Raw genomic sequence first — 25,612 nt, forward strand, 5'->3', positions numbered from 1 at the left:
TCGGTGCCGACCTCGCGGGCGACCCTGGTCACCTCGTCGGCGAAGGCGGAGAGCTGGTCCACCATCGTGTTGATGGTCGACTTGAGTTCGAGGATCTCGCCCTGGGCGTCGACGGTGATCTTCTGGCTCAGGTCGCCGTTGGCCACGGCAGTGGTGACCTGAGCGATGTTGCGGACCTGGGAGGTCAGGTTCGACGCCATGAAGTTGACGTTGTCGGTGAGGTCCTTCCAGACACCGGAGACGCCCCGGACCTGGGCGCGCCCGCCCAACTGGCCCTCGGTGCCGACCTCGCGGGCGACCCTCGTCACCTCGTCGGCGAAGGCGGAGAGCTGGTCCACCATCGTGTTGACGGTCAGCTTGAGTTCGAGGAGCTCCCCGGTCGCCTCGACGGTGACCGTACGGGTCAGGTCGCCGCGGGCCACCGCCGTGGTCACCAGGGCGATGTCGCGGACCTGGGCCGTAAGCCGGGACGCCATCGTGTTGACGGCCTCGGTCACATCCCGCCAACTTCCCGACAAGCCCGTCACCTTGGCCCGGCCGCCGAGCCGGCCCTCGGTGCCGACCTCGCGGGCGACGCGGGTGACCTCGCCGGTGAACAGGGAGAGCTGGTCGACCATCTTGTTCACGGCGCGGCCGAGGCGGCGCAGGTCACCGCGTAACTGGCGACTGCCGTCATGCAGGTCGACGCGCTGGGTCAGGTCGCCGCCGGCCACCGCGTCGAGTACCCGCGTCGCGTTCGCCGCAGGCGCCACCAGGGCGTCGAGCACATGGTTGACGTCGTTGACGCGGGTCGTCCAGTCACCCTGACCCGGGCTCGCCGAGAGCCGCTCGTCGAGCCGGCCGTGCCGCACCAACTCCCGTTTGACCCGCTGCACTTCGCCGTTGAAGTGCGTGCTGCGGTCCATGACCTGGTTGAAGACAGCCGTCAGTTCGGCCACCACTCCCTCGCCGGTCTCGGGGAGCCTGCGGAAGTCGCCGTCCCGGGCCGCGGTCATCGCGGCGAGCAGCGGGCGCAGTTCCGATGCTCGAATTTGACCGTCTTTCTGTCCATCTTCGAGCACACGCGTAGCACGGTTCTCACTCATGGCGGCCCACTTCGGTAACTCGGTGCTTATGGGCGCGGCCAGTCTGTCACTCTGTCGGCGTCGACCGAGGCCTATTCGCACGAACCGTTCGGGGAGCTGTCCATGGGGGCCATTCCGGCGCAACGGGAGACCGTTACCCGTGCCTCTGGTGCGCCTGCGTACGGAGGCGTGGGCGCGGAAACCCGCACCACCCTCCCCGGCAGCGCCCTCTCCCCGGGCTCCGCCCGCACCCTCGTGCGGAACGCCCTCACCGAATGGGCCGCCTCCGGTCTCCCCGGCACCGAACACCTCAGTGACCGGATCGTCGACGACGCCGTCGTGGTCGTGAGCGAGCTCGTCACCAACGCCGTCGTGCACGCCGGTACCGATGTCGAGCTCGCCTGCCGGCTGGAGGACGAGACCGGCGCCCTCCTCGTCGAGGTCCTGGACCACCACCCCTCGCGCGCCCCGCGCGACGGCGACGCCGAGGCGCCGTACGAGACACCGGAGTACGGACGCGGCCTGCGGCTGGTGTCCCGGCTCGCCGAGTCCTGGGGCGTCACCTACCGCACCGGCGCCAAGACCGTGTGGGCGCGGCTGCCCGCCGAGGACCCGGTGGCGGCCAGGGACGACATAGAGGCGTACGCGCAGGAGCGCGCGCTGGAGCGCGGGCTGCGCGTCGCCGAGATCCTCGCGCCCGAGCCCCTGCGCGCCGAGCGCGAACGGGACTGGCTCAACCGGGGCGCCCTGTCCTTCCTCGCCGAGGCGTCCGACCTGCTCGCCGGGCAGCTCGACGAGAACCTCGTCGCCGCGCTCGCCGGCCAGCTGATCGTGCCGCGGCTGGCGGACTGGTGCGCGGTGTGGCTGGAGGACGAGGTCGCCGGGCGCTGGGGATACCCCCGATCGGGTGAGGCCGAGGGCGGCTGGGCGGTGGACGGCACCGCGGGGACCGGGCCCCGGCTGGCCCGTGTCTGGCACGGCTCCGAGAACCTCATCGAGGACCTCCGCCGCGCCCTGGAGAAGGAGCCGCCGCTTCCGCCCGACACCCACCGCACCGGGCCCGTCACCTACCCCTGGCCCGGCGAGGCGCTGGGCGCGCGCGGGGTGCGCGGCACGGCGCTCGCGTACCGCCTGGTCGCCGGCGGCCGCCCGCTGGGCACGCTGGTCATCGGGCGGGCCGACCTCATGCGCTTCCCCGACGAGATCACCGGGCTCGTCGAGGACCTCAGCCGCCGGGTGGCCCTCGCCATCGGCGCGGCCCGCCAGTACGCCCGGCAGGCCACCATCAGCCGGGTCCTCCAGCGCGGTCTGCTGCCCGGCGCCGTCGCGGAGATCCCCGGGGTGGCCAGCGCCCTGGTGTACGAGCCGTGCGACAAGGGCGGCCCGAGCGGCGACTTCTACGACCTCTTCCCGGCCGGTGACGGCCGCTGGTGCTTCGCCATCGGCGACGTCCAGGGCAAGGGGCCCGAGGCGGCCGTCGTGATCGGCATCGCGCGGCCCTGGCTGCGGCTCCTGGCCCGCGAGGGCTACCGCGTCGCCGACGTCCTCGACCGCCTCAACCAGCTCCTCCTCGACGACGCCACGGAGGCCGCCGACGCCGCCGCCCGCGCCCTCGTCGGCCCGGTCGCCCCCGGCGACGGCCCCCAGACCCGCTTCCTGTCCCTCCTGTACGGCGAACTCACCCCCTTCGACGGCGGCATCCGCTGCACCCTCGCCTCCGCCGGACATCCGCTCCCCCTGCTGCTGGGCGCCGGCGGCGAGGTCCACACGGCAGCGCACCCGCAGACCCTCCTCGGGGTCGTCGAGGACGTGACGTACACCAGCGAGACCTTCGAGCTGCTCTCCGGCGACACCCTGCTCTGTGTGACCGACGGGGTCACGGAGCGGCGCAGCGGATCCCGCCAGTTCGACGACGGCGACGGCCTCGCGACCGCCCTCGCCGGGTGCTCGGGGCTGAACGCCCAGCTGATCGCGGAACGGATCCGTCGGCTGGTGCACGAGTTCAGCGGCCGCCCGCCGGACGACGATCTGGCGCTGCTGGTGCTGCAGGCCGAGTAACCGGCGGGGTACGGGACAATAGAACCCATGCCCTCCGCACTCCCCGACGGCGAGCCCGTCCCCGCCGACGGCGCGCTCCCCGCGTCCGCGCTCGCCGGGTCGGCCGACCGCCCCCTCGGCTTCTACCTGCACGTCCCGTACTGCGCGACCCGCTGCGGCTACTGCGACTTCAACACCTACACGGCGACCGAGCTGCGCGGCACGGGCGGAGTGCTGGCCTCCCGCGACAACTACGCCGAGACCCTCGTCGACGAGGTCCGCCTGGCCCGCAAGGTCCTCGGCGACGACCCGCGCGAGGTCCGCACGGTCTTCGTCGGCGGCGGTACGCCCACGCTGCTGGCCGCCGACGATCTCGTACGGATGCTGGGGGCGATCCGCGACGAGTTCGGGCTGGCGCCGGACGCGGAGATCACCACGGAGGCCAACCCGGAGTCCGTCGACCCGGCCTATCTGGCCACGCTCCGGCAGGGCGGCTTCAACCGGATCTCCTTCGGCATGCAGAGCGCGAAGCAGCACGTACTGAAGATCCTGGACCGCACGCACACCCCCGGCCGCCCCGAAGCCTGCGTCGCCGAGGCCCGCGCGGCGGGCTTCGAGCACGTGAACCTGGACCTGATCTACGGCACACCCGGGGAGTCGGACGACGACTGGCGGGCCTCGCTGGAGGCGGCGATCGGCGCCGGACCGGACCATGTGTCGGCGTACGCCCTGATCGTCGAGGAGGGCACCCAGCTGGCCCGCCGGATCCGCCGGGGCGAGGTCCCGATGACCGACGACGACGTCCACGCGGACCGCTACCTGATCGCCGAGGAGACCTTCACGGCGGCCGGTTTCGACTGGTACGAGGTCTCCAACTGGGCCACCTCCGAGGCCGCCCGCTGTCTGCACAACGAGCTGTACTGGCGGGGCGCCGACTGGTGGGGCGCCGGCCCAGGAGCCCACTCGCATGTGGGCGGGGTGCGCTGGTGGAACGTGAAGCATCCGGGCGCGTACGCGGCCGCGCTGGCGGCGGGGCGGTCGCCGGGGGCCGGGCGGGAGCTGCTGTCCGAGGAGGACCGGCGGGTCGAGCGGATCCTGCTGGAGCTGCGCCTTCGGGAGGGGGTGGCGCTGGAGCTGCTGCGGGAGGAGGGGCTGGCGGCGTCGCGGCGGGCGCTGGGGGAGGGGCTGCTTGAGGGCGGTCCGTATGAGGAGGGCCGCGCGGTGTTGACGCTTCGGGGGCGGTTGCTGGCGGATGCGGTGGTACGGGATCTGGTGGATTGATCACTCGGGCGAGTGAATCCCCCCGGAACGCCGGTTCGGTCCTTAACCTGGTTCGTAGGCTGCCGCCAAAAGGACGCGGCGGATGTGGAGGGCCACGGAGATGACCGCTGTGGACGAGCGTGGGATGACCAGGTTCTTCGAGGAGTTCGAACCTCCGGAGGGCGTGAGGGTCGAGCTTCTCCGGGGGGAAATCGTGATGATGGCGGCTCCCGATCTGGTGCACAACCGGATCGTGGCGGACGTGCAGGACCAGATCCCGCGCAGGCCCTGGGAACGACTCCAGACGACGGACCTGGACATCATCGACGAGGCCAGCGAGCCCATTCCGGACCTCGTGGTGCTGGAGCGTGGTGTGGCTCCGGACTCAGGCAACCTCGTGCCGTCCCAGATGGTCACATTGGTGGTCGAGGTGGTCTCGAAGACGAGTGTCGACCGGGACTACGGGATCAAGCGCTCTATCTACGCGGCAGGCAAGATCCCTGCCTACCTGATCATCGACCCGATCATGGCGCACTGTGTTCTCCTCACCGACCCCATCGGCGACGGAGATCAAGCCGACTATCGCGGGCAGTGGATCACGAAGTTCGGCGACCCCGTGCAACTCGAACTGCTCGGTATGGAACTGGACACGAGTGAGTTCGGAACCCTGACGGGGGTCAGGCGTCACCGGCTGCCGTAACGAAGTCGATCAACTCCTCCACCCTCCCCAACAACTCCGGCTCCAGGTCCTTGTAAGACCCCACCCGCTTCAGGATCGCCTGCCACACCGCCCCGGTGTTCTCCGACGGCCACCCCAGCGCCCGGCACACCCCCGTCTTCCAGTCCTGCCCGTGCGGGACCTTCGGCCAGGCGGCGATCCCCAGCGACGACGGCTTCACCGCCTCCCAGATGTCGATGTACGGGTGGCCCACGACCAACGCGTGCTCACTCGTCACCGACTCGGCGATCCGCCACTCCTTCGTGCCGGGCACCAAGTGGTCGACCAGGACCCCGAGCCGCGCGTCCGGACCCGGTGCGAATTCGGCCACGACCGACGGCAGATCGTCGACGCCCTCCAGGTACTCCACGACCACGCCCTCGATGCGCAGGTCGTCACCCCAGACCTTCTCGACCAGCTCGGCGTCGTGGCGGCCCTCGACGTAGATACGGCCGGCGCGGGCCACGCGGGCGCGTGCGCCGGGGACGGCGACCGAACCGGAGGCCGTACGGGTGGGACGTACCGGGGCCGCGCCTGACGGGCGTACGAGCGTCACCACCTTGCCCTCCAGCAGGAACCCCCGCGGCTCCAGCGGAAACACCCGGTGCTTGCCGAAGCGGTCCTCCAGGGTCACCGTGCCCGCCTCGCAGCGGATCACCGCGCCGCAGAAGCCCGTGCCCGGCTCCTCCACCACCAGGCCCGGGTCCGCCGGGACCTCGGGGACGGGCTTGGGCTTCTTCCAGGGCGGGGTCAGGTCGGCGGAGTACTGGCGCATTCGGATGACGATAGGAGAAGCGCGGGCCGCGCGTCCTGCCGTTCAGCCCGACACGCCGAAACGGGCGGCCAGCGCGTCGCGCTGACGTCGTACGAACTCCGCGTCCACCACCGCTCCGTGACCGGGCACGTACAGTGCGTCCTCGCCGCCCAGGTCGAGGAGGCGGTCCAGGGCCGCCGGCCACCGGGACGGTACGGCGTCGGGGCCCGCCTGGGGTTCGCCGGACTCCTCCACCAGGTCGCCGCAGAAGACCACCTCCCGGTCACCCGCGGCCCCGCCCGGCACGAGCACGACGAGATCGTGGGCCGTGTGGGCCGGGCCCACGTTCGCCAGGAGGACCTGGCGCCCGCCGTCCAGGTCGAGGGTCCACTCGCCGCTCACCTGGTGGCGCGGCTGGACCAGCGCGTCCACGGCCTCCTCCGCGGACGCCGGGTCCAGACCGTTGCGCACCGCGTCCGCCCGCAGCTCCTCGCGCTCGTGCGCGAGGACGGCGTCCATGCCCACCGGGCCGTACACCTCCGCCCCCGCGAAAGCCGCAGCCCCGAAGACATGATCGAAGTGGGGGTGGGTAAGCGCGAGATGAGTCACACGGTGACCGGCGAGCCACTGCGCCTGCGTACGCAAGCGCACGCCCTCACCGAGGCTCGACCCGGCGTCGACGAGCAGGGCGACGCCGTCCCCGACGACCAGCCCCGCCGTGCAGTCCCAGCCCGGAAGCCGACACCGTCCGACCCCCGCCGCCAGCCGCTCCCACCCCAGCTCTTCCCAAGTCACCGTCATACGGCGACGCTAAACGACACCACCGTCGGGCACGGTGGTGCGCGACCGGCCTTGCCCGGGGCGTACCCCACCGCCGTACACTGGCCGGGGACGGTTGGCACTCACCAGCGCAGAGTGCCAGGCGAGACGCCAAGGGGACGACTTCTGGAGGTGTGCGCGATTGCTGAGTGAACGCAGGCTTCAGGTGTTGCGTGCCATCGTCCAGGACTATGTCGGGACCGAGGAGCCGGTCGGGTCGAAGGCCCTGACCGAGCGGCACAGCCTCGGCGTGTCCCCGGCGACCGTCCGCAACGACATGGCGGCCCTGGAGGACGAGGGCTACATCGCCCAGCCGCACACCAGTGCCGGACGGATCCCGACCGACAAGGGCTACCGGCTGTTCGTCGACAAGCTCGCCGGCGTCAAGCCGATGACCCCGCCCGAGCGGCGCGCCATCCAGAACTTCCTCGACGGCGCCGTGGATCTCGACGACGTCGTGGCGCGCACCGTGCGGCTGCTCGCGCAGCTCACCCGGCAGGTCGCCGTCGTGCAGTACCCGTCGCTGACCCGGTCCACCGTCCGGCACGTCGAGCTGCTCTCCCTCGCGCCCGCGCGGGTGATGCTCGTGCTGATCACGGACACCGGGCGGGTCGAGCAGCGGATGGTCGACTGCCCGGCGCCCTTCGGTGAGGGGTCGCTCGCGGATCTGCGCGCGCGGCTCAACAGCCGGGTCGCGGGGCGGCGCTTCAGCGATGTGCCGACCCTCGTCGAGGACCTCCCCGAGGCCTTCGACCAGGAGGACCGCGGCACTGTCTCGGCCGTGCTCTCCACCCTTCTGGAGACGCTCGTCGAGGAGAACGAGGAGCGGCTGATGATCGGCGGAACCGCCAATCTCACCCGCTTCGGACATGACTTCCCCCTCACCATCCGGCCCGTCCTGGAGGCCCTGGAGGAGCAGGTCGTGCTCCTCAAACTCCTTGGCGAGGCGGGTGATTCGGGCATGACCGTGCGCATCGGGCACGAGAACGCCTATGAGGGACTCAACTCCACGTCCGTCGTGTCGGTCGGCTACGGTTCGGGCGGCGAGGCAGTCGCCAAGCTCGGCGTGGTCGGACCGACCCGCATGGATTACCCGGGAACGATGGGAGCGGTACGCGCAGTGGCACGTTACGTCGGACAGATCCTGGCGGAGTCGTAAGTGGCCACGGACTACTACGCCGTGCTCGGCGTGCGTCGCGACGCGTCGCAGGAAGAGATCAAGAAGGCCTTCCGGCGGCTCGCCCGCGAGCTGCACCCGGACGTCAATCCGGATCCGAAGACCCAGGAGCGGTTCAAGGAGATCAACGCCGCTTACGAGGTGCTGTCGGACCCGCAGAAGAAGCAGGTCTACGACCTCGGCGGCGACCCGCTGTCCCAGGCGGGCGGCGCGGGAGCCGGTGGCTTCGGCGCGGGCGGCTTCGGGAACTTCTCGGACATCATGGACGCGTTCTTCGGTACGGCGTCGCAGCGCGGTCCGCGCTCGCGCACCCGCCGGGGCCAGGACGCGATGATCCGGCTGGAGATCGAGCTCGACGAGGCGGCCTTCGGCACGACGAAGGACATCCAGGTCGACACGGCCGTCGTCTGCAACACCTGCAACGGCGAGGGGGCCGCCCCAGGCACCTCCGCCCAGACGTGTGACATGTGTCGCGGTCGCGGTGAGGTGTCGCAGGTGACGCGGTCCTTCCTGGGCCAGGTCATGACGTCCCGGCCCTGTCCGCAGTGCCAGGGCTTCGGCACCGTCGTCCCGACGCCGTGCCCGGAGTGCGCGGGCGACGGACGGGTCCGGTCCCGCCGGACCCTCACGGTCAAGATCCCGGCCGGTGTCGACAACGGCACGCGGATCCAGCTCGCCGGTGAGGGCGAGGTCGGGCCGGGTGGCGGTCCCGCCGGTGACCTCTATGTCGAGATCCACGAGCTCCCGCACTCGACCTTCCAGCGGCGCGGCGACGATCTGCACTGCACGGTGACGATCCCGATGACGGCGGCGTGCCTCGGCACGAAGGTGCCGCTGGAGACGCTGGACGGGCTGGAGGAGGTCGACATCCGGCCCGGCACCCAGTCCGGTCAGTCGATTCCGCTGCACGGGCGTGGGATCACGCATCTGCGAGGCGGAGGGCGTGGCGATCTCATCGTGCACGTCGAGGTGACGACGCCGACCAAGCTGGATCCCGAGCAGGAGCGGTTGCTGCGCGAGCTGGCCAAGCTGCGAGGCGAGGAGCGGCCGCAGGGGCAGTTCCAGCCGGGGCAGCAGGGGTTGTTCTCGCGGTTGAAGGATGCGTTCAACGGTCGTTGACGTGAGCTGCGGGGTCGCTGCTGGGGGTCCGGGGGTCGGCCCCCGGGGAGGCACGGTCTGCCGGGGCAGCAGGGGTTGTTCTCGCGGTTGAAGGATGCGTTCAACGGTCGTTGACCCCTGGTGCGACGGGCGCTGACCCCCACGGGAAGTGTTGGCCTATGCCAAGGGGAAGGGCCGATTCGGACTTGTTCGGAGGACGTGACAACATGCCGTCATGTCCTCCGCGCTGACCGATCTCTTCCCCCACCCGATCGTGCAGGCCCCCATGGCAGGCGGCGTCTCCGTGCCGCAGCTCGCCGCTGCCGTGGCCGAGGCCGGAGGGCTGGGGTTCCTCGCCGCCGGGTACAAGACCGCCGACGGGATGTACCAGGAGATCAAGCAGCTCAGGGGGCTGACCGGGCGGCCTTTCGGGGTCAATCTGTTCATGCCGCAGCCCGAGTACGCGGACGCGGCCGCCGTGGATGTCTACGCCCACCAGCTCGCCGGTGAAGCCGCCTGGTACGAGACCGAGTTGGGGGACCCGGACAGCGGCCGGGACGACGGCTACGACGCCAAGCTGGCCGTGCTGCTCGACAACCCGGTGCCGGTCGTCTCCTTCCACTTCGGCGTGCCCACCGGTGACGTCCTGGAGTCGCTGCGCCGCGCCGGGACCTTCACCCTCGTCACCGCCACCACTCCGGACGAGGCCCTCGCCGTGCAGCGGGCCGGTGCCGACGCCGTGATCGTGCAGGGTGTCGAGGCCGGTGGGCACCAGGGGACGCATCGCGACAACCCGGAGACGGACCGGTCCGGCGTCGGGCTGCTCTCCCTCGTCGCACAGGTCCGCGAGACCGTGAGCCTGCCGATCGTCGCCGCCGGCGGCATCATGCGCGGCAGCCAGATCGCCGCCGCCCTCGCGGCCGGGGCGAGCGCCGCCCAGCTCGGCACCGCCTTCCTCGCCACCCAGGAGTCCGGCGCCAACGCCGTGCACAAGCAGGCGCTGACCAACCCCCTGTTCGTACGGACCGAGTTGACGCGCGCGTTCTCCGGCCGCCCCGCCCGTGGCCTGGTCAACCGCTTCCTGCGCGAGCACGGCCCGTACGCCCCCGCCGCCTACCCCGAGGTCCACCACCTCACCTCGCCGCTGCGCAAGAAGGCCGCCTCCTCCGGCGACCCGCAGGGCATGGCCCTGTGGGCGGGCCAGGGCCACCGGATGGCCCGCGAGCTGCCCGCCGGGCAGCTGGTCGAGGTGCTGGCCGCCGAACTGGACGCGGCGTCGACAGCGTTGTCGGGCAAGGGGGGTCCGCGATGACCGCCCCGGTGTTCGTGGTGGAGCACTTCGACGCCGGCGCCGGCGGACAGTACGTCCTCGACGGCCCGGAAGGCCGCCACGCGGTCTCCGTGAAGCGGCTGCGGGCCGGCGAGGAGGTCGTCCTCACCGACGGAGCCGGGCGCTACGCCGTGTGCGACGTGATCGCCGCCGAGGGCAAGGACCGGCTCGTCGTCCACATGACCTCGGTGTCCGAGGACCCGGAACCCACCCCCCGCATCACCGTCGTCCAGGCCCTCCCCAAGGGCGACCGGGGCGAGCTCGCCGTGGAGACCATGACCGAGGTCGGGGTCGACGCCGTCGTGCCCTGGCAGGCGGCCCGTTGCATCACGCAGTGGAGGGGCGACCGCGGACTGAAGGCGCTCGGCAAGTGGCGGGCGACGGCCCGCGAGGCCGGCAAGCAGTCCCGCAGGCTCCGCTTCCCCGACATCGCGGACGCGGCGACGACCAAGCAGGTCGCGGCGCTGCTCGCCGGAGCCGACTTCGCCGCCGTACTGCACTCCGACTTCGAGCACGGCAGCGAGCCGCTCGCCACCGCGGAACTGCCCTCCGAGGGTGAGATCGTGCTGGTCGTCGGGCCCGAAGGGGGCGTCGCCAAGGACGAGTTGGCCCTCTTCGAGGAAGCCGGGGCGAGGGCGTACGTGCTGGGGCCCAGCGTGCTGCGCACGTCGACCGCCGGGACCGCGGCGACCGCCCTGCTCCTCGGCCGTACCGGCCGCTGGTCCTGACGTCGGACACTCGTCCGGTTCGCGACCCCGGACCGGAACCGGAACCCGGAGTGGCCGTATGTGCCCTACCGCGTCGGCCGGGACAGTGGCAGGCTGCCCTCCATGGGGGCATTCAGGAGGATTTGGGGTCGCGCGGGCCACACGGGGCGTACGCGTGGGGTGCGGGTGGCCGGTGTGGCGGGACTCGCGGTGGTCGCCGTTGGCGGGGCGGTCGGCTGTGACCCCGGTGGGCTGAGTTCCGCGACCGTGGCGTTCACCACCGACCAGACCGTGACCGCGGAGCTGGAGCGGCAGAAGGCCGATGTGCAGTGGCTCAACTGCACGGGCTCGTACGACAACGGCGACGGCGACGGCAAATCCGGTGCGGCGACGGCCAGCGCGAACACCGTCGTCAAGGTCGACTGCGAGGGCGAGACCGCCGACGGCAAGGACATCGTCGTCACCGGCCGGATCACCCGGGCCGTCAGCGGGTCCTGCGTCCGCGGGGACCTCGTCGCCAAGATCGGCGGCAAGGAGTGGTTCCACGTCAACGGGCTCGGCGACTGCGACGCCACACCCTCGCCCGTCAACCCGTCCGGCGGCGGACAGCAGCCCGGGCCCACCGTCACGGTGACCGTCACCAAGACCGTCTACTGCAAGGAGCACCCGAACTGCTGGCCGGAAGGCAAGTGAGCGGTCACGGCCCGGAGTTGGGCAAGTGATCCAAAGGTCTGTCCCCGGACGCCGCCCCTGCTTAAGGTGATCGGGTGACTCAGTCCGTGACGTCCGGATCGTCTTCGTATCTCCGGTATCCGCATCTGCACGGCGACCTGGTCGCCTTCACCGCCGAGGACGACGTGTGGCTCGCCCCGCTCGACGGCGGCCGGGCCTGGCGGGTCAGCGCCGACAACGTGCCGGTCACCCTGCCGCGCATCTCGCCCGACGGGACGACCGTCGCCTGGACCTCCACCCGCGACGGCGCCCCCGAGGTGCACATCGCGCCGGTCGACGGCGGCCCCTCGAAGCGCCTCACCCACTGGGGCAGCGGGCAGACCCGGGTGCGCGGCTGGACGCCGGACGGCCAGGTCCTCGCGATCAGCACCCAGGGCCAGGCGGGCAGCCGCCGCACCTGGGCCCACACGGTCCCGCTCGACGGCGGACCGGCCACCACCCTGCCCTACGGCCCCGTCGCCGACGTCGTCCACGGACCCCACCTGGTCCTCGCGTCCGCGCCCATGGGCCTTGAGGCCGCACGGTGGAAGCGCTACCGGGGCGGTACGGCGGGGAAGCTGTGGATCGACCTCGCGGGCGACGGCGACTTCGTCCGGCTGCACGAGGAGCTGGACGGGAACATCGAGTACCCCCTGTGGGCCGGGCAGCGGCTCGCCTTCCTCTGCGACCACGAGGGCGTGGGCGCGCTGTACTCGTCCCTCGCCGACGGGTCCGAGCTGCGCCGGCACACCCCCCTCGACGGCTTCTACGCCCGGCACGCCGCGGGCGACGGCACCCGTGCCGTGTACGCCTCCGCCGGGGAACTGTGGCTCCTGGACGACCTCGACGGGGCCGAGCCGCGCCGGCTCGACATCCGGCTCGGCGGGCAGCGCACCGACCGGCAGCCGTACCCGCTGAACGCCGCCCGCTCCTTCGGGGAGGCCGCGCCCGACCACACCGCGCGCGGCAGCGCGGTCTCCGTCCGGGGCGCCGTGCACTGGGTCACCCACCGCTCCGGCCCCGCCCGCGCGCTCGCCGCCGAGCCCGGCGTACGGGCCCGGCTGCCGCGCACCTTCCGGGCGGAGAGCGAGGAGTGGGTCGTCTGGGTGACGGACGCGGAGGGCGACGACGCGCTGGAGTTCGCCCCGGCGACCGGTCTCGCACCGGGTGCCACGCCACGCAGGCTCGGCGCCGGGCAGCTCGGCCGCGTCCTGGAACTCGCCATGGCGCCCGACGGGAGCCGGGCGGCGGTCGCCGCGCACGACGGGCGCCTGCTGCTCGTCGAGCGGGAGACCGGCGAGGTCCGTGAGGTCGACCGCAGCCAGGACGGGGACGTGGCCGGACTGGTCTTCTCGCCCGACTCGGCCTGGCTCGCCTGGTCGCACCCCGGCCCGCGCCCGCTCAGCCAGCTCAAGCTCGCCAACACCACCGACCTGTCGGTCTCCGAGGCGACCCCGCTGCGCTTCCAGGACTACGCGCCCGCGTTCACCCCGGACGGCAAGCACCTGGTGTTCCTGTCGACGCGGGCCTTCGATCCCGTCTACGACGAGCACGTCTTCGACCTCGCCTTCGTCGTCGGCTCCCGCCCCCACCTGATCACCCTCGCCGCGACCACCCCGTCCCCCTTCGGCCCGCAGCGGCACGGCCGCCCCTTCGACGCGCCGGACAAGGACGAGACCCCCGACAGCGAGGGCGCCCCGACCACCCGCATCGACCTCGAAGGGCTCGCCGACCGGATCGTGCCGTTCCCGGTCGAGGCCGCCCGCTACACCAACCTGCAGGCCGCCAAGGACGGCGTGCTGTGGTTGCGGCATCCCGTACGCGGCGCGCTCGGCGCCTCCCGGGCCACGCCCGACGACCCCGAGCCCAAGACCGAGCTGGAGCGCTACGACCTCCTCCAGCGGCGCGTCGAGCATCTCGCCGACGACGCCGACCACTTCGAGGTCAGCGGCGACGGCAAGCGGGTGCTGCTGTGGACCGACGGCCGGCTCAAGGTCGTCCCCAGCGACCGGCGGGCCTCCGGCGACGACGACAGCGACTCGAACATCACCGTGGACCTGACGCGCGTACGGCAGCAGGTCGACCCGGCGGCCGAGTGGCGGCAGATGTTCGACGAGACCGGCCGCATCATGCGCGACCACTTCTGGCGGCCGGACATGAACGGCGTGGACTGGACGGGGGTGCTGGACCGCTACCGCCCGCTGACCGACCGGGTCGCCACCCACGACGATCTGATGGACCTGCTGTGGGAGGTCCAGGGCGAGCTGGGCACGTCGCACGCCTATGTCGCCCCGCGCGGCGGATACGGCGGCGGAGCCCGCCAGGGCCTCCTCGGCGCCGACATCTCCCGCCACCAGGACGGCAGTTGGCGCATCGACCGCATCCTGCCGTCGGAGACCTCCGACCCCGACGCACGGGCGCCGCTGGCCGCCCCCGGGGTCGCGGTGCGGGCCGGGGACGCGATCGTGGCGGTGGCCGGGGCACCGGTGGACCCGGTGACCGGGCCCGGGCCGTTGCTCGTCGGTACGGCGGGCAAGGCGGTGGAGCTGACGATCTCTCCGGCCGGGGGCGGCGACGTACGGCACGCGGTCGTCGTACCGATCGCCGACGAGCAGCCGCTGCGCTACCACGCGTGGGTGAGCGACCGGCGGGCGTACGTCCACGAGAAGTCCGGCGGCCGGCTCGGCTATCTGCACGTGCCGGACATGCAGGCGCCGGGCTGGGCCCAGATCCACCGTGACCTGCGGGTCGAGGTGGCCCGCGAGGGCCTCGTCGTGGACGTCCGCGAGAACGGCGGCGGGCACACCTCGCAGCTGGTCGTGGAGAAGCTGGCCCGGCGGATCGTCGGCTGGGAACTGCCGCGCGGTATGCGGCCGTACAGCTATCCGACGGACGCCCCGCGCGGGCCCGTGGTGGCGGTGGCGAACGAGTTCTCCGGGTCCGACGGCGACATCGTCAACGCGGCGATCAAGGCGCTGGGGCTCGGCCCGGTGGTGGGAACGCGCACATGGGGCGGCGTGATCGGCATCGACAGCCGCTACCACCTGGTCGACGGCACCCTGATCACCCAGCCGAAGTACGCCATCTGGCTGGAGGGTTACGGCTGGGACGTGGAGAACCACGGCGTGGACCCGGACGTGGAGGTGGCCCAGCGCCCACAGGACTGGGTGGCCGGGCGCGACGCCCAACTGGACGAGGCAGTGCGGATCGCGTTGGAGGGACTGGAGACCAGTCCCGCGAAGTCACCGCCGGCTCTGCCGACCTCCTAGGGGCGCGACCAGCCACAACCCACCCGCACCCGTCGACGATACGATGCCCTGCGTCAACCAGACCGGCCCGACCCCCGGAGGGAACATGGCAGGGGAGCCACAGGACGACTGCTTGTTCTGCAAGATCGCCGAAGGCCACGTCCCGGCGACGATCGTCCGCGAAACGGACGCGACCGTCGCCTTCCGGGACATCAACCCCCAGGCGCCCACCCACGTCCTGGTCATCCCCAAGGCGCACTACAAGGACGCCGCCACCCTCGCCACCGCCGCCCCGGCCCTCGCCGCGGACGTCCTGCGGGAAGCCCAGGCCGTCGCCGACGAGGAAAAGCTGGAGAGCTACCGCATCGTCTTCAACACCGGCGCGGGAGCCGGCCAGACGGTCTGGCACGCCCACGCCCATGTCCTCGGCGGCCGCGGCATGCAGTGGCCCCCCGGGTAACCGATCGTGTCCGTACGTGAACTGGTCGTCCTCGGAACAGCGAGCCAGGTCCCGACCCGGCACCGGAACCACAACGGGTATCTGTTGCGGTGGGACGGAGAGGGCATCCTCTTCGATCCCGGTGAGGGCACGCAGCGGCAGATGCTGCGTGCCGGAGTCGCGGCCCACGACCTGAACCGGATCTGTGTCACCCACTTCCACGGGGACCACTCGCTCGGCCTCGCCGGCGTCATCCAGCGGATCAACCTCGACCGGGTCCCCCATCCCGTCACCGCCCACTACCCGCGCTCCGGCCAGCGCTTCTTCGACCGGCTGCGGTACGCCACCGCCTACCGGGAGACCGTCGACCTCACGCAGGCGCCGGTCGCCGAGGACGGGGTCGTCGCCGACACCGGCGGCTACACGCTGGAGGCCGCGCGGCTGTCGCACCCCGTCGAGTCCTACGGCTATCGCCTCGTCGAGCCCGACGGCCGCCGCATGCTGCCCGAACGCCTCGCCGCGCACGGCATCAAGGGGCCGGACGTCGGCAGGATCCAGCGGGAAGGCGCGCTCGGCGGAGTCTCGCTCGCGGACGTGAGCGAGCAGCGGCGCGGGCAGCGGTTCGCGTTCGTGATGGACACGCGGCTGTGCGACGGGGTGTACACCCTCGCCGACGGCTGCGACATGCTCGTCATCGAGTCCACCTTCCTGGACGACGATGTCGAACTCGCCGTCGAGCACGGTCATCTGACGGCCGGTCAGGCCGCTCGTGTCGCGCTGGACTGCGGCGTACGGCATCTCGTGCTCACCCACTTCAGCCAGCGCTACTCCGAGCCGGACGAGTTCGAACGGCAGGCACGGGCCGCCGGTTTCGACGGGGAGCTGACGGTGGCGCACGACCTGCTGCGGGTGCCGCTACCGAAACGTCGGTGACACCCCCGTACGATGCTTTGATGCCCCTCCCCAAAGCAGAACTGCACCTCCATATCGAAGGCACCCTCGAACCCGAGCTCGCCTTCGAGCTGGCCGCACGCAACGGCGTCGAGCTGCCGTACGCCGACACCGACGCGCTCCGCAAGGCCTATCAGTTCGAGGACCTCCAGTCCTTTCTGAACCTGTACTACGAGCTCATGGCCGTCCTGCGCACCGAGCGGGACTTCGAGGACCTCGCGAACGCCTACCTCGCCCGTGCCGCCGCGCAGGGCGTGCGGCACGCGGAGATCTTCTTCGACCCGCAGGCGCACACCAAGCGCGGCCTTGAGCTGGGCACGGTCGTCGAGGGGCTGTGGCGGGCGCTGGGGAGCAGCGAGGCGAACCACGGCGTCTCCACCCGGCTCATCCTGTGCTTCCTGCGCGACGACTCCGCCGAGTCGGCCATGGAGACGCTCCGGGCCGCCGAGCCGTATCTCGACCGGATCACCGGCGTCGGCCTCGACTCGGCCGAGGTCGGCCACCCGCCGGTGAAGTTCCGCGAGGTCTACGAGGCCGCCGCCGCGCTCGGTCTGCGGCGCGTCGCGCACGCGGGCGAGGAGGGGCCGCCCGCCTACGTCACCGAGGCCCTCGACATTCTCGGCGTCGAGCGCGTCGACCACGGGCTGCGGTGCATGGAGGACCCGGCGCTGGTCGAGCGGCTGGTGCGGGAGCGGGTGCCGCTGACGCTGTGTCCGCTGTCGAACGTACGGCTGCGGACCGTCGACGTCCTCGCCGACCACCCCCTGCCCGCCATGCTCGACGCCGGGCTGATGTGCACGGTCAACTCCGACGACCCGGCCTACTTCGGCGGGTACGCCGGCGACAACTTCGACGCCGTGCACCGGACCCTCGGCCTGACCGGCGAACGGCTCCGGGAGTTGGCCCGCAACTCGTTCCTCGCCTCTTTCCTGGAGGACGACGAGGAGCTGCGGGCGCGGTATCTGGCCGAGGTGGAGGCGTACGAGTTCCCGTAGCCCGACTCAGGTGGCCCGGGTCAGACGGCCGGTGGCGGCCGGGGTGGCCTCGGTGGTGTCCAGGGGGATCTCGACGATGTCCAGGACCTCGACGCTTTCGGCGACCTCGACCGTCTCCCGCGGCCGTCGGCCCAGTGCCACGGCCGTCATCGGCACGGCGACGACCAGCAGGCCGACCGCCAGGACCGCGCCCATGACCGGGAAGCCGGCCTGGGCCGACAGCACGCTGCCGGCCAGCGGGCCCGCCGCCGTGCCCAGCGAGGACGCCGAGCCCACGAGGACCGCCCAGCGGCCGCGGGCGTCGAGCGAGGCGGCGAGGCCGATGACGTACGACAGGACGATCGGGTAGAGCGTGTTCCAGGCGATCTCGCCGGTCGCGAAGGTCGCCAGGTCGGTGGCGGACGCGCTGAGCGCGATGCCCGCCGCGATGAGGGCCGTACCGGCGCCGATGGGGAGCGCGCGGCCGAGACGCGGGCCGAGCGCGCCCGCCCCGGTCACGCCCAGCAGTCCGGCGCCGAGCCCCACCGCGAACACCGCGCCGACCGTGGCCTCGGTCAGTTGCGCCTGCGTCAGGCCGATCCGGCCGCTGACGCCCCAGAGGGAGTTCTGGGCGAGGGACCAGCACAGCATGCAGGCGGCGAGGGCCAGGCCGTGGCGGCGGTGGGGGAGACGGCCGGCGGCGGCCCGGGTCTGCGGCTGCGGGGCGGCGTCCGCGGGCAGACGGCCCGTCAGCGGCCATACGGCGAGCGAGGTGAGGGCGATGGCGGCCAGCGGCTGGCCGTGGCCCGGCCCGAGGTGCGGCACCGTCAGATAGACCGCGCCGGCGAGGGCGGAGACCCCGAGCAGGCCGACCGTGGTGGCCCGGTGCGGGTCCCGCTGGGCGGCGATACGGGTGGCGGCGACCGCGGTGGCCGTACCGGATCCGAAGCCGCCGAGCAGCACGCCCAGGACGACGGCCGGTACGGCGTGGGCGAGCGCCGCGCCGCCGTAGCCGAGCAGGGCCAGGGTGAGGCCGAACCGGGCCAGCCTGCGGGCGCCGACGCGGTCGACGCGCGAGGCCAGCAGGAACCCCGCCGACGCCGAACTCAGCAGCAGCGCGCTGCCGACGGCACCGGCCTGGGTGGGGGAGAGCGGAAGTCCGGAGTCGAGCCTGCCGACGACCGTCGGCAGCAGATAGGGGGCGAGGTACCCGGCCGTGAAAAGGGCGACGAGGGGCCAGGAAGTGGTGCGGGGGGCGAACACGGGCGTTCCCAGGGCATGCGAAAGGAGCGGCTCAGAAGGGGGAGGAGCGCAGGCCGTCGACGGACAGGAACGCGCGGGCAATTTGTATCAAGGAGGGGGAGGCGCGAAAAAGCGGGGGCGGTGTGATGTGGAGCACGTCCTGTTTGGGGTGAGGGAAGCCGGGTAGAAGAGCGCCTTCATTCAGGCCCTCACCTGCGCCAGTGCACCGACCCGGCCCCGCCGGGAACCGTCGCCTCGATCTTCGCCCTGATCTCCCGCATCACCGCGACGATCCGCTCCTCGTGGCCCGCCGACAGCCGGGCCACCGGCACCGAGCAGCTGATCGCGTCCTGGGCCGGGACGTCGTAGCGCAGGGCGAAACCGAAGCCGACGATGCCGGGGACGCCCTCCTCACGGTCGATCGAGTAGCCGCGCGCCCGCACTCCGGCGAGGTCGGCGGCGAGGGCCTCGCGGGTGGTGCGAGTGTGGGGGGTGAGGGATGCGTACGGACCCTCGGGGAGGTCGCCGTCGGGGCGTTCGGCGAGCAGGGCCTTGCCCAGGGCGCCCGCGTGCGCCGGGAGACGCCGGCCCACCCGGCTGATCGTCCGCAGGTATTCGTGCGACTCGCGCGTCGCCAGGTACGTCACGTCCCCGCCGTCCAGCCGCGCCAGGTGGATCGTCTCGCCGAGCGCCTCCGACGCCTCGTCGAGATACGGGCGTACGACCCGCACGCGCGGGTCGGAGTCGAGGTAGCTGGTGCCGGTGAGCAGGGCGTGGATGCCGATGCCGTAGAGGGAGCCGGTGACGTCGGTGCGGACCCAGCCGCGCGAGATCAGGGTCTGGAGCAGCGCGTACATGGAGCTGCGCGGCACGTCCAGCGCGTCGGCCAGCTCCTGGAGGCGTGCGGGGCGGTCGCCGCGCGCGGCGAGGAGCTCCAGCAACTCGACCGTGCGCGCCGCCGACTTCACTTCGCGGACGCCGCCTGTCTCCGACATGGGGCGATCGTAATCGGAGCGAGCATCGGATCGACCGCGCCATTGACGGTCGCGGTTCGCGTATCTAATCTCCATTCCCATACGTGGATGATGTCTACATGGGGAGATGGCAAGGGTGAGCCTCGATACGGACACGACCCGGCGCTTGCGGGAGGGCATGGCACAGGGCGTGCTGTCGTTCCCGCTCACGAGCTTCCACGAGGACGGCACGCTGGACCCGGACGGCTTCCGCACCCATGTCGCCGCCCAGCTCGCCACCGCCCCCGGCGCGGTCTTCCCCGCCTGCGGCACCGGTGAGTTCTTCTCGCTGGACGAGGACGAGTACCGGGTCGTCGTCACCGCCGCCGTCGAGGAGTCGGGCGGCCGGGTGCCGGTGGTGGCCGGCGTCGGGTACGGCTGGGCGCAGGCGGCGCGGTTCGCCCGGATCGCCGAGGAGGCCGGCGCCGACGCCCTCCTCGTCCTGCCGCACTACCTCGTCGCCGCCCCGCAGGACGGCCTGGTCGCCCAGCTGGAGCAGCTCGCCGCCCGGACCCGGCTGCCGCTCATCGCCTACCAGCGCGGCCAAGTCGCCTTCACCGCCGACTCGTTGCGGCGCATCGCCCGCATCCCGAACGTCATCGGGCTCAAGGACGGCCACAGCGACCTCGACCGCCTCCAGCGCCTCACCCTCGCCGCCCCCGAGGGCTTCCTGTTCTTCAACGGGGCCGCCACCGCCGAGATCCAGGCCCGCGCGTACGCCACCGTCGGCGTCCCGGCCTACTCCTCCGCCGTCCACGCCTTCGCCCCCGAGATCGCGAACGCCTTCTTCGCCGCTCTCCGGCGCGGCGACCACGGCACGGTCGACAAGCTGCTGCGCGACTTCTACGTCCCGCTCGTCGAACTCCGCGACCGGGTGCCCGGATACGCCGTGTCCCTGGTGAAGGCGGCGGCCCGGCTGCGCGGCCGCCCCGTCGGCCCCGTCCGCGCCCCGCTCACCGACCCGTCGGCCGGCGACCTGGCCGACCTCCGCACCCTCCTCGTCACCGGACTCGACCTCGTAGGAGCAGCGCTGTGAACCTCACGATCACCGACGTCCGCCTCACGCCCATCCTGGTCGCCGACCCGCCGCTGCTGAACACCCAGGGCGTCCACCAGCCGTACACGCCCCGCCTGATCGTGGAGGTCGTGACGGCCGACGGGATCACGGGCGTCGGCGAGACGTACGGCGACACCAAGTACCTGGAGCTCGCCCGGCCGTTCGCCGACAAGCTGATTGGGCGTCAGGTCAGCGATGTGAACGGCCTGTTCGTCGTCGCGGACGAGCTGGCCGTCGACCGGTCCCGGGTCCGGGGCCAGGTCGACGTCGGCGGGCTGCGCGGCGTCCAGACCGCCGACAAGCTGCGGCTGTCCGTCGTCTCCGGCTTCGAGGTCGCCTTCCTGGACGCCCTCGGCAAGGCGCTCGGGCTGCCCGTGCACGCGCTGCTCGGCGGCAAGGTGCGGGACGCGGTCGAGTACAGCGCGTATCTCTTCTACAAGTGGGCCGAACACCCGCAGGGCGTGGCGGCCGAGAAGGACGACTGGGGCGCCGCCGTGGACCCGGCCGGCGTCGTCGAGCAGGCGCGGAAGTTCACCGAGCGGTACGGCTTCACCTCCTTCAAGCTCAAGGGCGGTGTCTTTCCGCCGGACGAGGAGATCGCGGCGATCCGGGCACTCGCGGAAGCCTTCCCCGGGCACCCCCTGCGGCTCGACCCCAACGGGGCGTGGTCCTTGGAGACCTCGCTGAAGGTGGCGCGGGAGCTCGGGGAGGTCCTGGAGTACCTGGAGGACCCGGCCCTCGGTACGGACGCCATGGCCGAGGTCGCCGCGCGGACCGGCGTGCCGCTGGCGACCAACATGTGCGTGACGACGTTCGCGGAGATCAAGGAGGCGTTCACCCGGGACGCCGTGCAGGTCGTCCTCTCCGACCACCACTACTGGGGCGGGCTGCGCAACACCCAGCAGCTGGCGGCGATCTGCCGCACCTTCGGCGTCGGGGTCTCCATGCACTCCAACACCCACCTGGGCATCTCCCTGGCCGCCATGACCCACGTGGCGTCCACCGTCCCGAACCTCCAGCACGCCTGCGACTCCCACTACCCCTGGCAGTCCGAGGACGTCCTCACCGAGCGCCTCACCTTCGAGGGCGGCAAGGTCACCGTGTCCGACGCGCCCGGCCTCGGCGTCGAGCTGGACCGCGACAGGCTGACGGAGCTGCACCGGCGGTGGCTGGAAGACGACGGCCCACTCCGGGACCGCGACGACGCGGCCGCGATGCGGGTCGCCGAACCCGGCTGGGTCACGCCCACGGTGCCGCGCTGGTAGCGGCCCGAGGGCCGGACAGGCGGTGACGTCGCCCGACCGGGGACCGGCGCGGAGGGCGCGGGCGGGATCTCGGTGGCGTTGTCGGTGAGGTGGTGCACACTGGCCAGATCAGCACCACGTCAGGGAGCGCACCGTGACCACGCCCACCGGGCCCACCGTGCCCACCGGAAACGGAAAGGGACCCTCGCCCCAGGGGTCGACGTCCAGGGCAGGGAAGCCGTACCGCCGGAGCCAGGTCGACCCCCTCGCCGGCCTGCGCACCTCCGCCGACCCGCCCTGGGACGTGTATCTCACGGGCACGGTCTTCCTCGACATCATCTTCACCGGCCTCGACTCCGCCCCGGTGCGCGGCACCGAGTCATGGGCGCGCGGGATGGGATCGAGCCCCGGCGGCGTGGCGAACATGGCGACGGCCCTGGCCCGCCTCGGCCTGAGGACGTCGCTCGCGGCGGCCTTCGGCGACGACCACTACGGCGAGTACTGCTGGGACGCGCTGGAGCACGGCGAGGGCATCGACCTCTCGCCGTCGCGCACCGTGCCCGGCTGGCACTCGCCGGTGACGGTCTCGATGGCGTACGAGGGGGAACGCACCATGGTCTCCCACGGCCACGAGCCGCCCCCCGAGGAGCCCGCCCCCGACTGTCCTCCGAGTGCCCGTGCCGCGGTCGCCTCCCTCGTTCCGGGCCGGCGGGCCCCCTGGATCGCGCAGGCCGCGAGCAAGGGCGCCCGCATCTTCGCCGACGTCGGCTGGGACGACACCGGAGCGTGGGACCTGGCGGGGCTGGCCGACCTGGAGCACTGCGAGGCGTTCCTGCCGAACGCGCAGGAGGCGATGCGGTACACGGGCGCCGAAAGCCCGCGCGAGGCGGCCCACGCGCTCACCGCGTACGTGCCCGTCGCGGTGGTCACCCTCGGCGCGGAGGGCGCGTACGCGGTGGACGGCCGGACCGGGGAGACCGCCGTGGTGCCCGCGATCGCCGTGGAGGCGCTGGACCCGACGGGCGCCGGCGACGTCTTCGTGGCCGGCTTCGTCACCGGCACCCTGGCCGACTGGCCCCTGGCCGACCGCCTCGCCTTCGCCGGCCTCACGGCCGCCCTCTCCGTCCAGGAGTTCGGCGGGTCCCTCTCCGCCCCCGGCTGGGCCGAGATCGGCGCCTGGTGGCGCAAGGTCCGGTCCCTCGACCGGCAGGACCCCGAGGCCCTGCGCCGGTACTCCTTCCTGGCGGACCTGGTGCCGGAGGAACAGGGGAGACCCTGGCCGCTGCGGCGGGCCGTGCCGACGATCGGGTTCAGACGGTCGGCGTGACAGCCGGGGCCGACGCCGCCCCGCACGGGTTCAGCTCGGGGTCGCCGGGGTCAGGACCACGAAGTCCGCGTCCGCCGGGTCCACACAGACGGCCAGCCGGCCGACGCCCTCCGCGTCCTCCGGGCCCATCTGCACACTGCCGCCGTTCTCGGTGACCTTGGCGACGGCGGCGTCGCAGTCGTCGACGTTGAAGACCGGGTGCCAGTAGGGCAGGCCGTTCGCCAGCGCGAGGTTCTCCGCCGGGAGTTCCATGAGGCCGCCCTGCATACGCTCCTCGGGCAGCCCGGCCGGGGTGATCAGGGTGTAGGCGCCGCCGCCGCCCGGCATCGGCATCTCGCTGAACTGCCAGCCGAAGACACCGCCGTAGAACTCCTTCGCGCCCGCGGCGTCGCTCGTGTACAGCTCGGTCCACGACAGCGAGCCGGGCTGGTCCGCCAGCTCGAAGCCCGAGTCCTTCCCCGGCTGCCAGACGGCGAACTGGCCGCCCAGCGGATCGTTGAACTGCGCCATCCGTCCCCAGTCCTCCAGGTCCCGCGATGGCACCCGCACGGTGCCGCCCGCGCGCTCCACGGCCTGGGTCGTCGCGTTCGTGTCATCGACGGTGAAGTAGATCATCCAGGCCGAGCGCGCCCCCTCCTCGGTGAGCTTGCCGAGCCCGGCGACGGTCTTGCCGTCCTTCTTGAACATCCCGCCCTCGAAGTCCTCCGCCGCGCCCATGGACTCGTACTCCCAGCCGAGCACCGCACCGTAGAAGGCCGCTGCGGCCCCGACGTCGGGCGAGCCGAGGTCGAGCCAACAGGGGGAGCCGGGAGTGAGGTCAGTGGTGATCATGACGATTCCCTTCGCAGATCCTCTGCCCTCAGCGTGACACCCGCCACAGCCACTCGCCCCCGGAGTCCGCCCCCGCCGCCCCTACCCGTCCCATCCCTGGGGGCTGCCGCCCCCAGACCCCCGTTTCGGCCCCTAAAGGGCCTCGTCCTCAAACGCCGGACGGGCTGACAAACTCAGCCCCTCCGGCGTTCGAGGAGCGGGGTCTGGGGCGGAGCCCCAGAAGGATGGGACGGGTAGGGGCGGCGGGGGCGAGAAACCTCGGGGATCAGCCCGCCGTCACCGTGGACCGCACCACCCCGTCCGCCCCTGCCACCAGCACCGGCGTCCCCGGCCCGCCAAGATCCCGCACAGCCGCCCGGTCCTCCGCCGACGGCGCCTCCGCCTCCGTCACGACCGCCGCCGCCTCCAGCGACGTCGCCCCCGACGCCACCGCCATCGCCACCGCCGTGCGCAGCGCGCTCAGCTTCAGGGAGTCCAGGGCGACGGTCCCGGCGACATAGGTACGGCCCGTCTCGTCCCGTACGGCCGCGCCCTCGGGCACACCGTTGCGGGCCCGCGCGGAACGGGCCAGGGTGACGATCTTGCGGTCCTCGGGGTCAAGCGCGCTGTTGTCCGTCATGACCTGAGCATACGAAGCGCCGACCCGCCTACCCGGCCACGGGGTACATCGCCCCGCGCCGCCCCTCCGGCGACGCCAGCCACTGAAGCTTCGCCGCCGTGTTCGCCTCGTCCAGCGGCGTGTGCAGGACGATCGACAGATCGGGCCGCACCGGCATCTGCATCACGCTCGACTCCAGACACAACAACCCCACCAGCGGATGGTCCAGCTCCTTGCGGATCTGCCCGGCGTCCTCGATGTCCCGCCGCTCCCACAACTCGGTGAACTCCGGGCTGGCCGCCATCGCCTCGGCCAGCACGGCCTGGAACCCCTCGTCGTCGGGAGAGGCCGAGCAGAGCGCACGGAACTGCGCCACGACCGTACGGGCGTTCTGCTCCCAGCTCTTCGACCGCGACCGGTACATCGGATCAGTGAAGAAGTCGATCAGGCAGTTCCACCGCTTGCCGGGCCGCATCCCCAGCACCGTCGCCGCCGCGTCGTTGTGCATCACGCCGTTGTAGTACCGGTCCATGATGTGCGCCGGATACGGTATCCACGCGTCGATCAGCCGCCGCAGCCCGTCACACATCTCCTGCTTCTCGGGCTCCACCTCGCGCTCCGGCGGGTTCATCCCGGCCAGCAGATACAGATGCCGGCGCTCGGCGTTGCTCAGCCGCAGCACCCGGCCCACGGCGTCCAGCACCTGCGGCGACACGGAGATGTCCCGCCCCTGCTCCAGCCACTGGTACCAGGAAGCGCCAACTCCCGCGAGCACGGCGACCTCCTCGCGCCGCAGCCCCGGCGTACGGCGCCGCGCCCCACCGTCCGGCAGACCCGCGTCGGCCGGAGTCACCCGGGCCCGTCTGCTCATCAGGAACTCGCGCAGCTCAAGCCGCCGATGACTCTTCAGCGTGTCCACGGACACCTGCCGATCCCCCTCGTCCTGTTGGCTGGTGCTGCCACCACCAGCACAACTTCCCGCTCCCCACGGCTATTCCGAGCAGAGCAGGCTC

23 protein-coding genes are annotated in these 25,612 nt (G+C 72.3%); 15 read left to right on the top strand and 8 right to left on the bottom strand.

Annotated elements, in window-relative coordinates:
* Window positions 1-1,085 (bottom strand): HAMP domain-containing protein (locus ACFU95_RS20060; RefSeq protein ID WP_383829052.1); only part of this gene is annotated, 1,085 nt, incomplete at its 3' end.
* A gap of 102 nt (window positions 1,086-1,187) precedes the next feature.
* On the opposite strand from ACFU95_RS20060, the gene ACFU95_RS20065 reads away from it, so the two are divergent.
* The 3 genes from ACFU95_RS20065 (at window position 1,188) to ACFU95_RS20075 (ending at window position 5,061) form a co-directional block, all read left to right on the top strand.
* On the top strand, window positions 1,188-3,122 hold the full coding sequence (locus tag ACFU95_RS20065; RefSeq protein WP_383829054.1) for a SpoIIE family protein phosphatase: 1,935 nt from the start codon (window positions 1,188-1,190) through the stop codon (window positions 3,120-3,122).
* Between the two features lie 27 nt (window positions 3,123-3,149).
* Window positions 3,150-4,382, top strand: a complete 1,233-nt coding sequence (hemW, locus tag ACFU95_RS20070; RefSeq protein ID WP_383829056.1) for a radical SAM family heme chaperone HemW — start codon at window positions 3,150-3,152, stop codon at window positions 4,380-4,382.
* Between the two features lie 100 nt (window positions 4,383-4,482).
* Window positions 4,483-5,061 carry a Uma2 family endonuclease gene (locus tag ACFU95_RS20075; protein ID WP_383829058.1) on the top strand — a complete coding sequence of 193 codons (579 nt, stop codon included), beginning with the start codon at window positions 4,483-4,485 and terminating at the stop codon, window positions 5,059-5,061.
* Here ACFU95_RS20075 and ACFU95_RS20080 read toward each other — a convergent pair.
* The gene (locus ACFU95_RS20080; protein ID WP_383829060.1) at window positions 5,039-5,854 is read right to left on the bottom strand and encodes a DUF3097 domain-containing protein; all 816 of its coding nucleotides are present in this window, start codon (window positions 5,852-5,854) and stop codon (window positions 5,039-5,041) included. The genes ACFU95_RS20075 and ACFU95_RS20080 overlap by 23 nt on opposite strands.
* Window positions 5,855-5,896: 42 nt before the next feature.
* A complete protein-coding gene (locus tag ACFU95_RS20085) occupies window positions 5,897-6,634 on the bottom strand; it encodes an MBL fold metallo-hydrolase (protein WP_383829062.1) in 738 nt (245 codons plus the stop codon).
* Between the two features lie 160 nt (window positions 6,635-6,794).
* On the opposite strand from ACFU95_RS20085, the gene hrcA reads away from it, so the two are divergent.
* The 9 genes from hrcA (at window position 6,795) to ACFU95_RS20130 (ending at window position 17,308) form a co-directional block, all read left to right on the top strand.
* On the top strand, window positions 6,795-7,811 hold the full coding sequence (hrcA, locus tag ACFU95_RS20090) for a heat-inducible transcriptional repressor HrcA (RefSeq protein WP_383829064.1): 1,017 nt from the start codon (window positions 6,795-6,797) through the stop codon (window positions 7,809-7,811).
* On the top strand, window positions 7,812-8,948 hold the full coding sequence (dnaJ, locus tag ACFU95_RS20095; protein WP_383829066.1) for a molecular chaperone DnaJ: 1,137 nt from the start codon (window positions 7,812-7,814) through the stop codon (window positions 8,946-8,948).
* Between the two features lie 214 nt (window positions 8,949-9,162).
* The gene (locus ACFU95_RS20100; RefSeq protein ID WP_383829068.1) at window positions 9,163-10,239 is read left to right on the top strand and encodes a nitronate monooxygenase; all 1,077 of its coding nucleotides are present in this window, start codon (window positions 9,163-9,165) and stop codon (window positions 10,237-10,239) included.
* A complete protein-coding gene (locus ACFU95_RS20105) occupies window positions 10,236-10,985 on the top strand; it encodes a 16S rRNA (uracil(1498)-N(3))-methyltransferase (protein WP_383829070.1) in 750 nt (249 codons plus the stop codon). Before ACFU95_RS20100 ends, ACFU95_RS20105 begins: the two co-directional genes overlap by 4 nt.
* A 102-nt stretch (window positions 10,986-11,087) precedes the next feature.
* Window positions 11,088-11,657, top strand: a complete 570-nt coding sequence (locus ACFU95_RS20110) for a hypothetical protein (RefSeq protein WP_383829072.1) — start codon at window positions 11,088-11,090, stop codon at window positions 11,655-11,657.
* 74 nt (window positions 11,658-11,731) lie between these two features.
* Window positions 11,732-14,944 carry a S41 family peptidase gene (locus ACFU95_RS20115; protein ID WP_383829074.1) on the top strand — a complete coding sequence of 1,071 codons (3,213 nt, stop codon included), beginning with the start codon at window positions 11,732-11,734 and terminating at the stop codon, window positions 14,942-14,944.
* A gap of 85 nt (window positions 14,945-15,029) precedes the next feature.
* Window positions 15,030-15,383, top strand: coding sequence for a histidine triad nucleotide-binding protein (locus ACFU95_RS20120; protein ID WP_383829076.1), 354 nt, complete (start codon window positions 15,030-15,032; stop codon window positions 15,381-15,383).
* Between the two features lie 6 nt (window positions 15,384-15,389).
* The gene (locus tag ACFU95_RS20125) at window positions 15,390-16,295 is read left to right on the top strand and encodes a ribonuclease Z (RefSeq protein WP_383829078.1); all 906 of its coding nucleotides are present in this window, start codon (window positions 15,390-15,392) and stop codon (window positions 16,293-16,295) included.
* 20 nt (window positions 16,296-16,315) lie between these two features.
* A complete protein-coding gene (locus ACFU95_RS20130; RefSeq protein WP_383829080.1) occupies window positions 16,316-17,308 on the top strand; it encodes an adenosine deaminase in 993 nt (330 codons plus the stop codon).
* Window positions 17,309-17,314: 6 nt separating this feature from the next.
* Here ACFU95_RS20130 and ACFU95_RS20135 read toward each other — a convergent pair whose 3' ends face one another.
* Together ACFU95_RS20135 and ACFU95_RS20140 are read right to left on the bottom strand one after the other, a co-directional pair.
* Window positions 17,315-18,550, bottom strand: a complete 1,236-nt coding sequence (locus ACFU95_RS20135; RefSeq protein ID WP_383829082.1) for an MFS transporter — start codon at window positions 18,548-18,550, stop codon at window positions 17,315-17,317.
* Between the two features lie 188 nt (window positions 18,551-18,738).
* Window positions 18,739-19,524 (bottom strand): IclR family transcriptional regulator, encoded by a 786-nt coding sequence (locus ACFU95_RS20140; protein WP_383829084.1) that lies wholly within the window; start codon window positions 19,522-19,524, stop codon window positions 18,739-18,741.
* A 115-nt stretch (window positions 19,525-19,639) separates the two neighbouring features.
* On the opposite strand from ACFU95_RS20140, the gene ACFU95_RS20145 reads away from it, so the two are divergent.
* From ACFU95_RS20145 to ACFU95_RS20155, 3 genes are all read left to right on the top strand, one after another.
* Window positions 19,640-20,578 (top strand): 5-dehydro-4-deoxyglucarate dehydratase, encoded by a 939-nt coding sequence (locus ACFU95_RS20145; protein ID WP_383829086.1) that lies wholly within the window; start codon window positions 19,640-19,642, stop codon window positions 20,576-20,578.
* Entirely contained in the window at window positions 20,575-21,864 is a 1,290-nt protein-coding gene (locus tag ACFU95_RS20150) for a glucarate dehydratase family protein (RefSeq protein ID WP_383829088.1), read from the top strand. Before ACFU95_RS20145 ends, ACFU95_RS20150 begins: the two co-directional genes overlap by 4 nt.
* 133 nt (window positions 21,865-21,997) lie before the next feature.
* Window positions 21,998-23,170, top strand: a complete 1,173-nt coding sequence (locus tag ACFU95_RS20155; RefSeq protein ID WP_383829090.1) for a carbohydrate kinase family protein — start codon at window positions 21,998-22,000, stop codon at window positions 23,168-23,170.
* Between the two features lie 30 nt (window positions 23,171-23,200).
* Here ACFU95_RS20155 and ACFU95_RS20160 read toward each other — a convergent pair whose 3' ends face one another.
* The 3 genes from ACFU95_RS20160 to ACFU95_RS20170 all read right to left on the bottom strand — a co-directional run bounded on the left by ACFU95_RS20160 (window position 23,201) and on the right by ACFU95_RS20170 (window position 25,470).
* Complete coding sequence (locus tag ACFU95_RS20160) at window positions 23,201-24,001, bottom strand: VOC family protein (protein WP_383829092.1); 801 nt, start codon at window positions 23,999-24,001, stop codon at window positions 23,201-23,203.
* Window positions 24,002-24,266: 265 nt separating this feature from the next.
* The gene (locus ACFU95_RS20165) at window positions 24,267-24,620 is read right to left on the bottom strand and encodes a cytidine deaminase (RefSeq protein ID WP_383829094.1); all 354 of its coding nucleotides are present in this window, start codon (window positions 24,618-24,620) and stop codon (window positions 24,267-24,269) included.
* Window positions 24,621-24,648: 28 nt separating this feature from the next.
* Window positions 24,649-25,470 (bottom strand): helix-turn-helix transcriptional regulator, encoded by an 822-nt coding sequence (locus tag ACFU95_RS20170; RefSeq protein WP_383829414.1) that lies wholly within the window; start codon window positions 25,468-25,470, stop codon window positions 24,649-24,651.
* Between the last annotated feature and the right edge of the window lie 142 nt (window positions 25,471-25,612).

The sequence above is a fragment of the Streptomyces sp. NPDC057623 genome, from assembly GCF_042800355.1.
Lineage (GTDB): Bacteria > Actinomycetota > Actinomycetes > Streptomycetales > Streptomycetaceae > Streptomyces.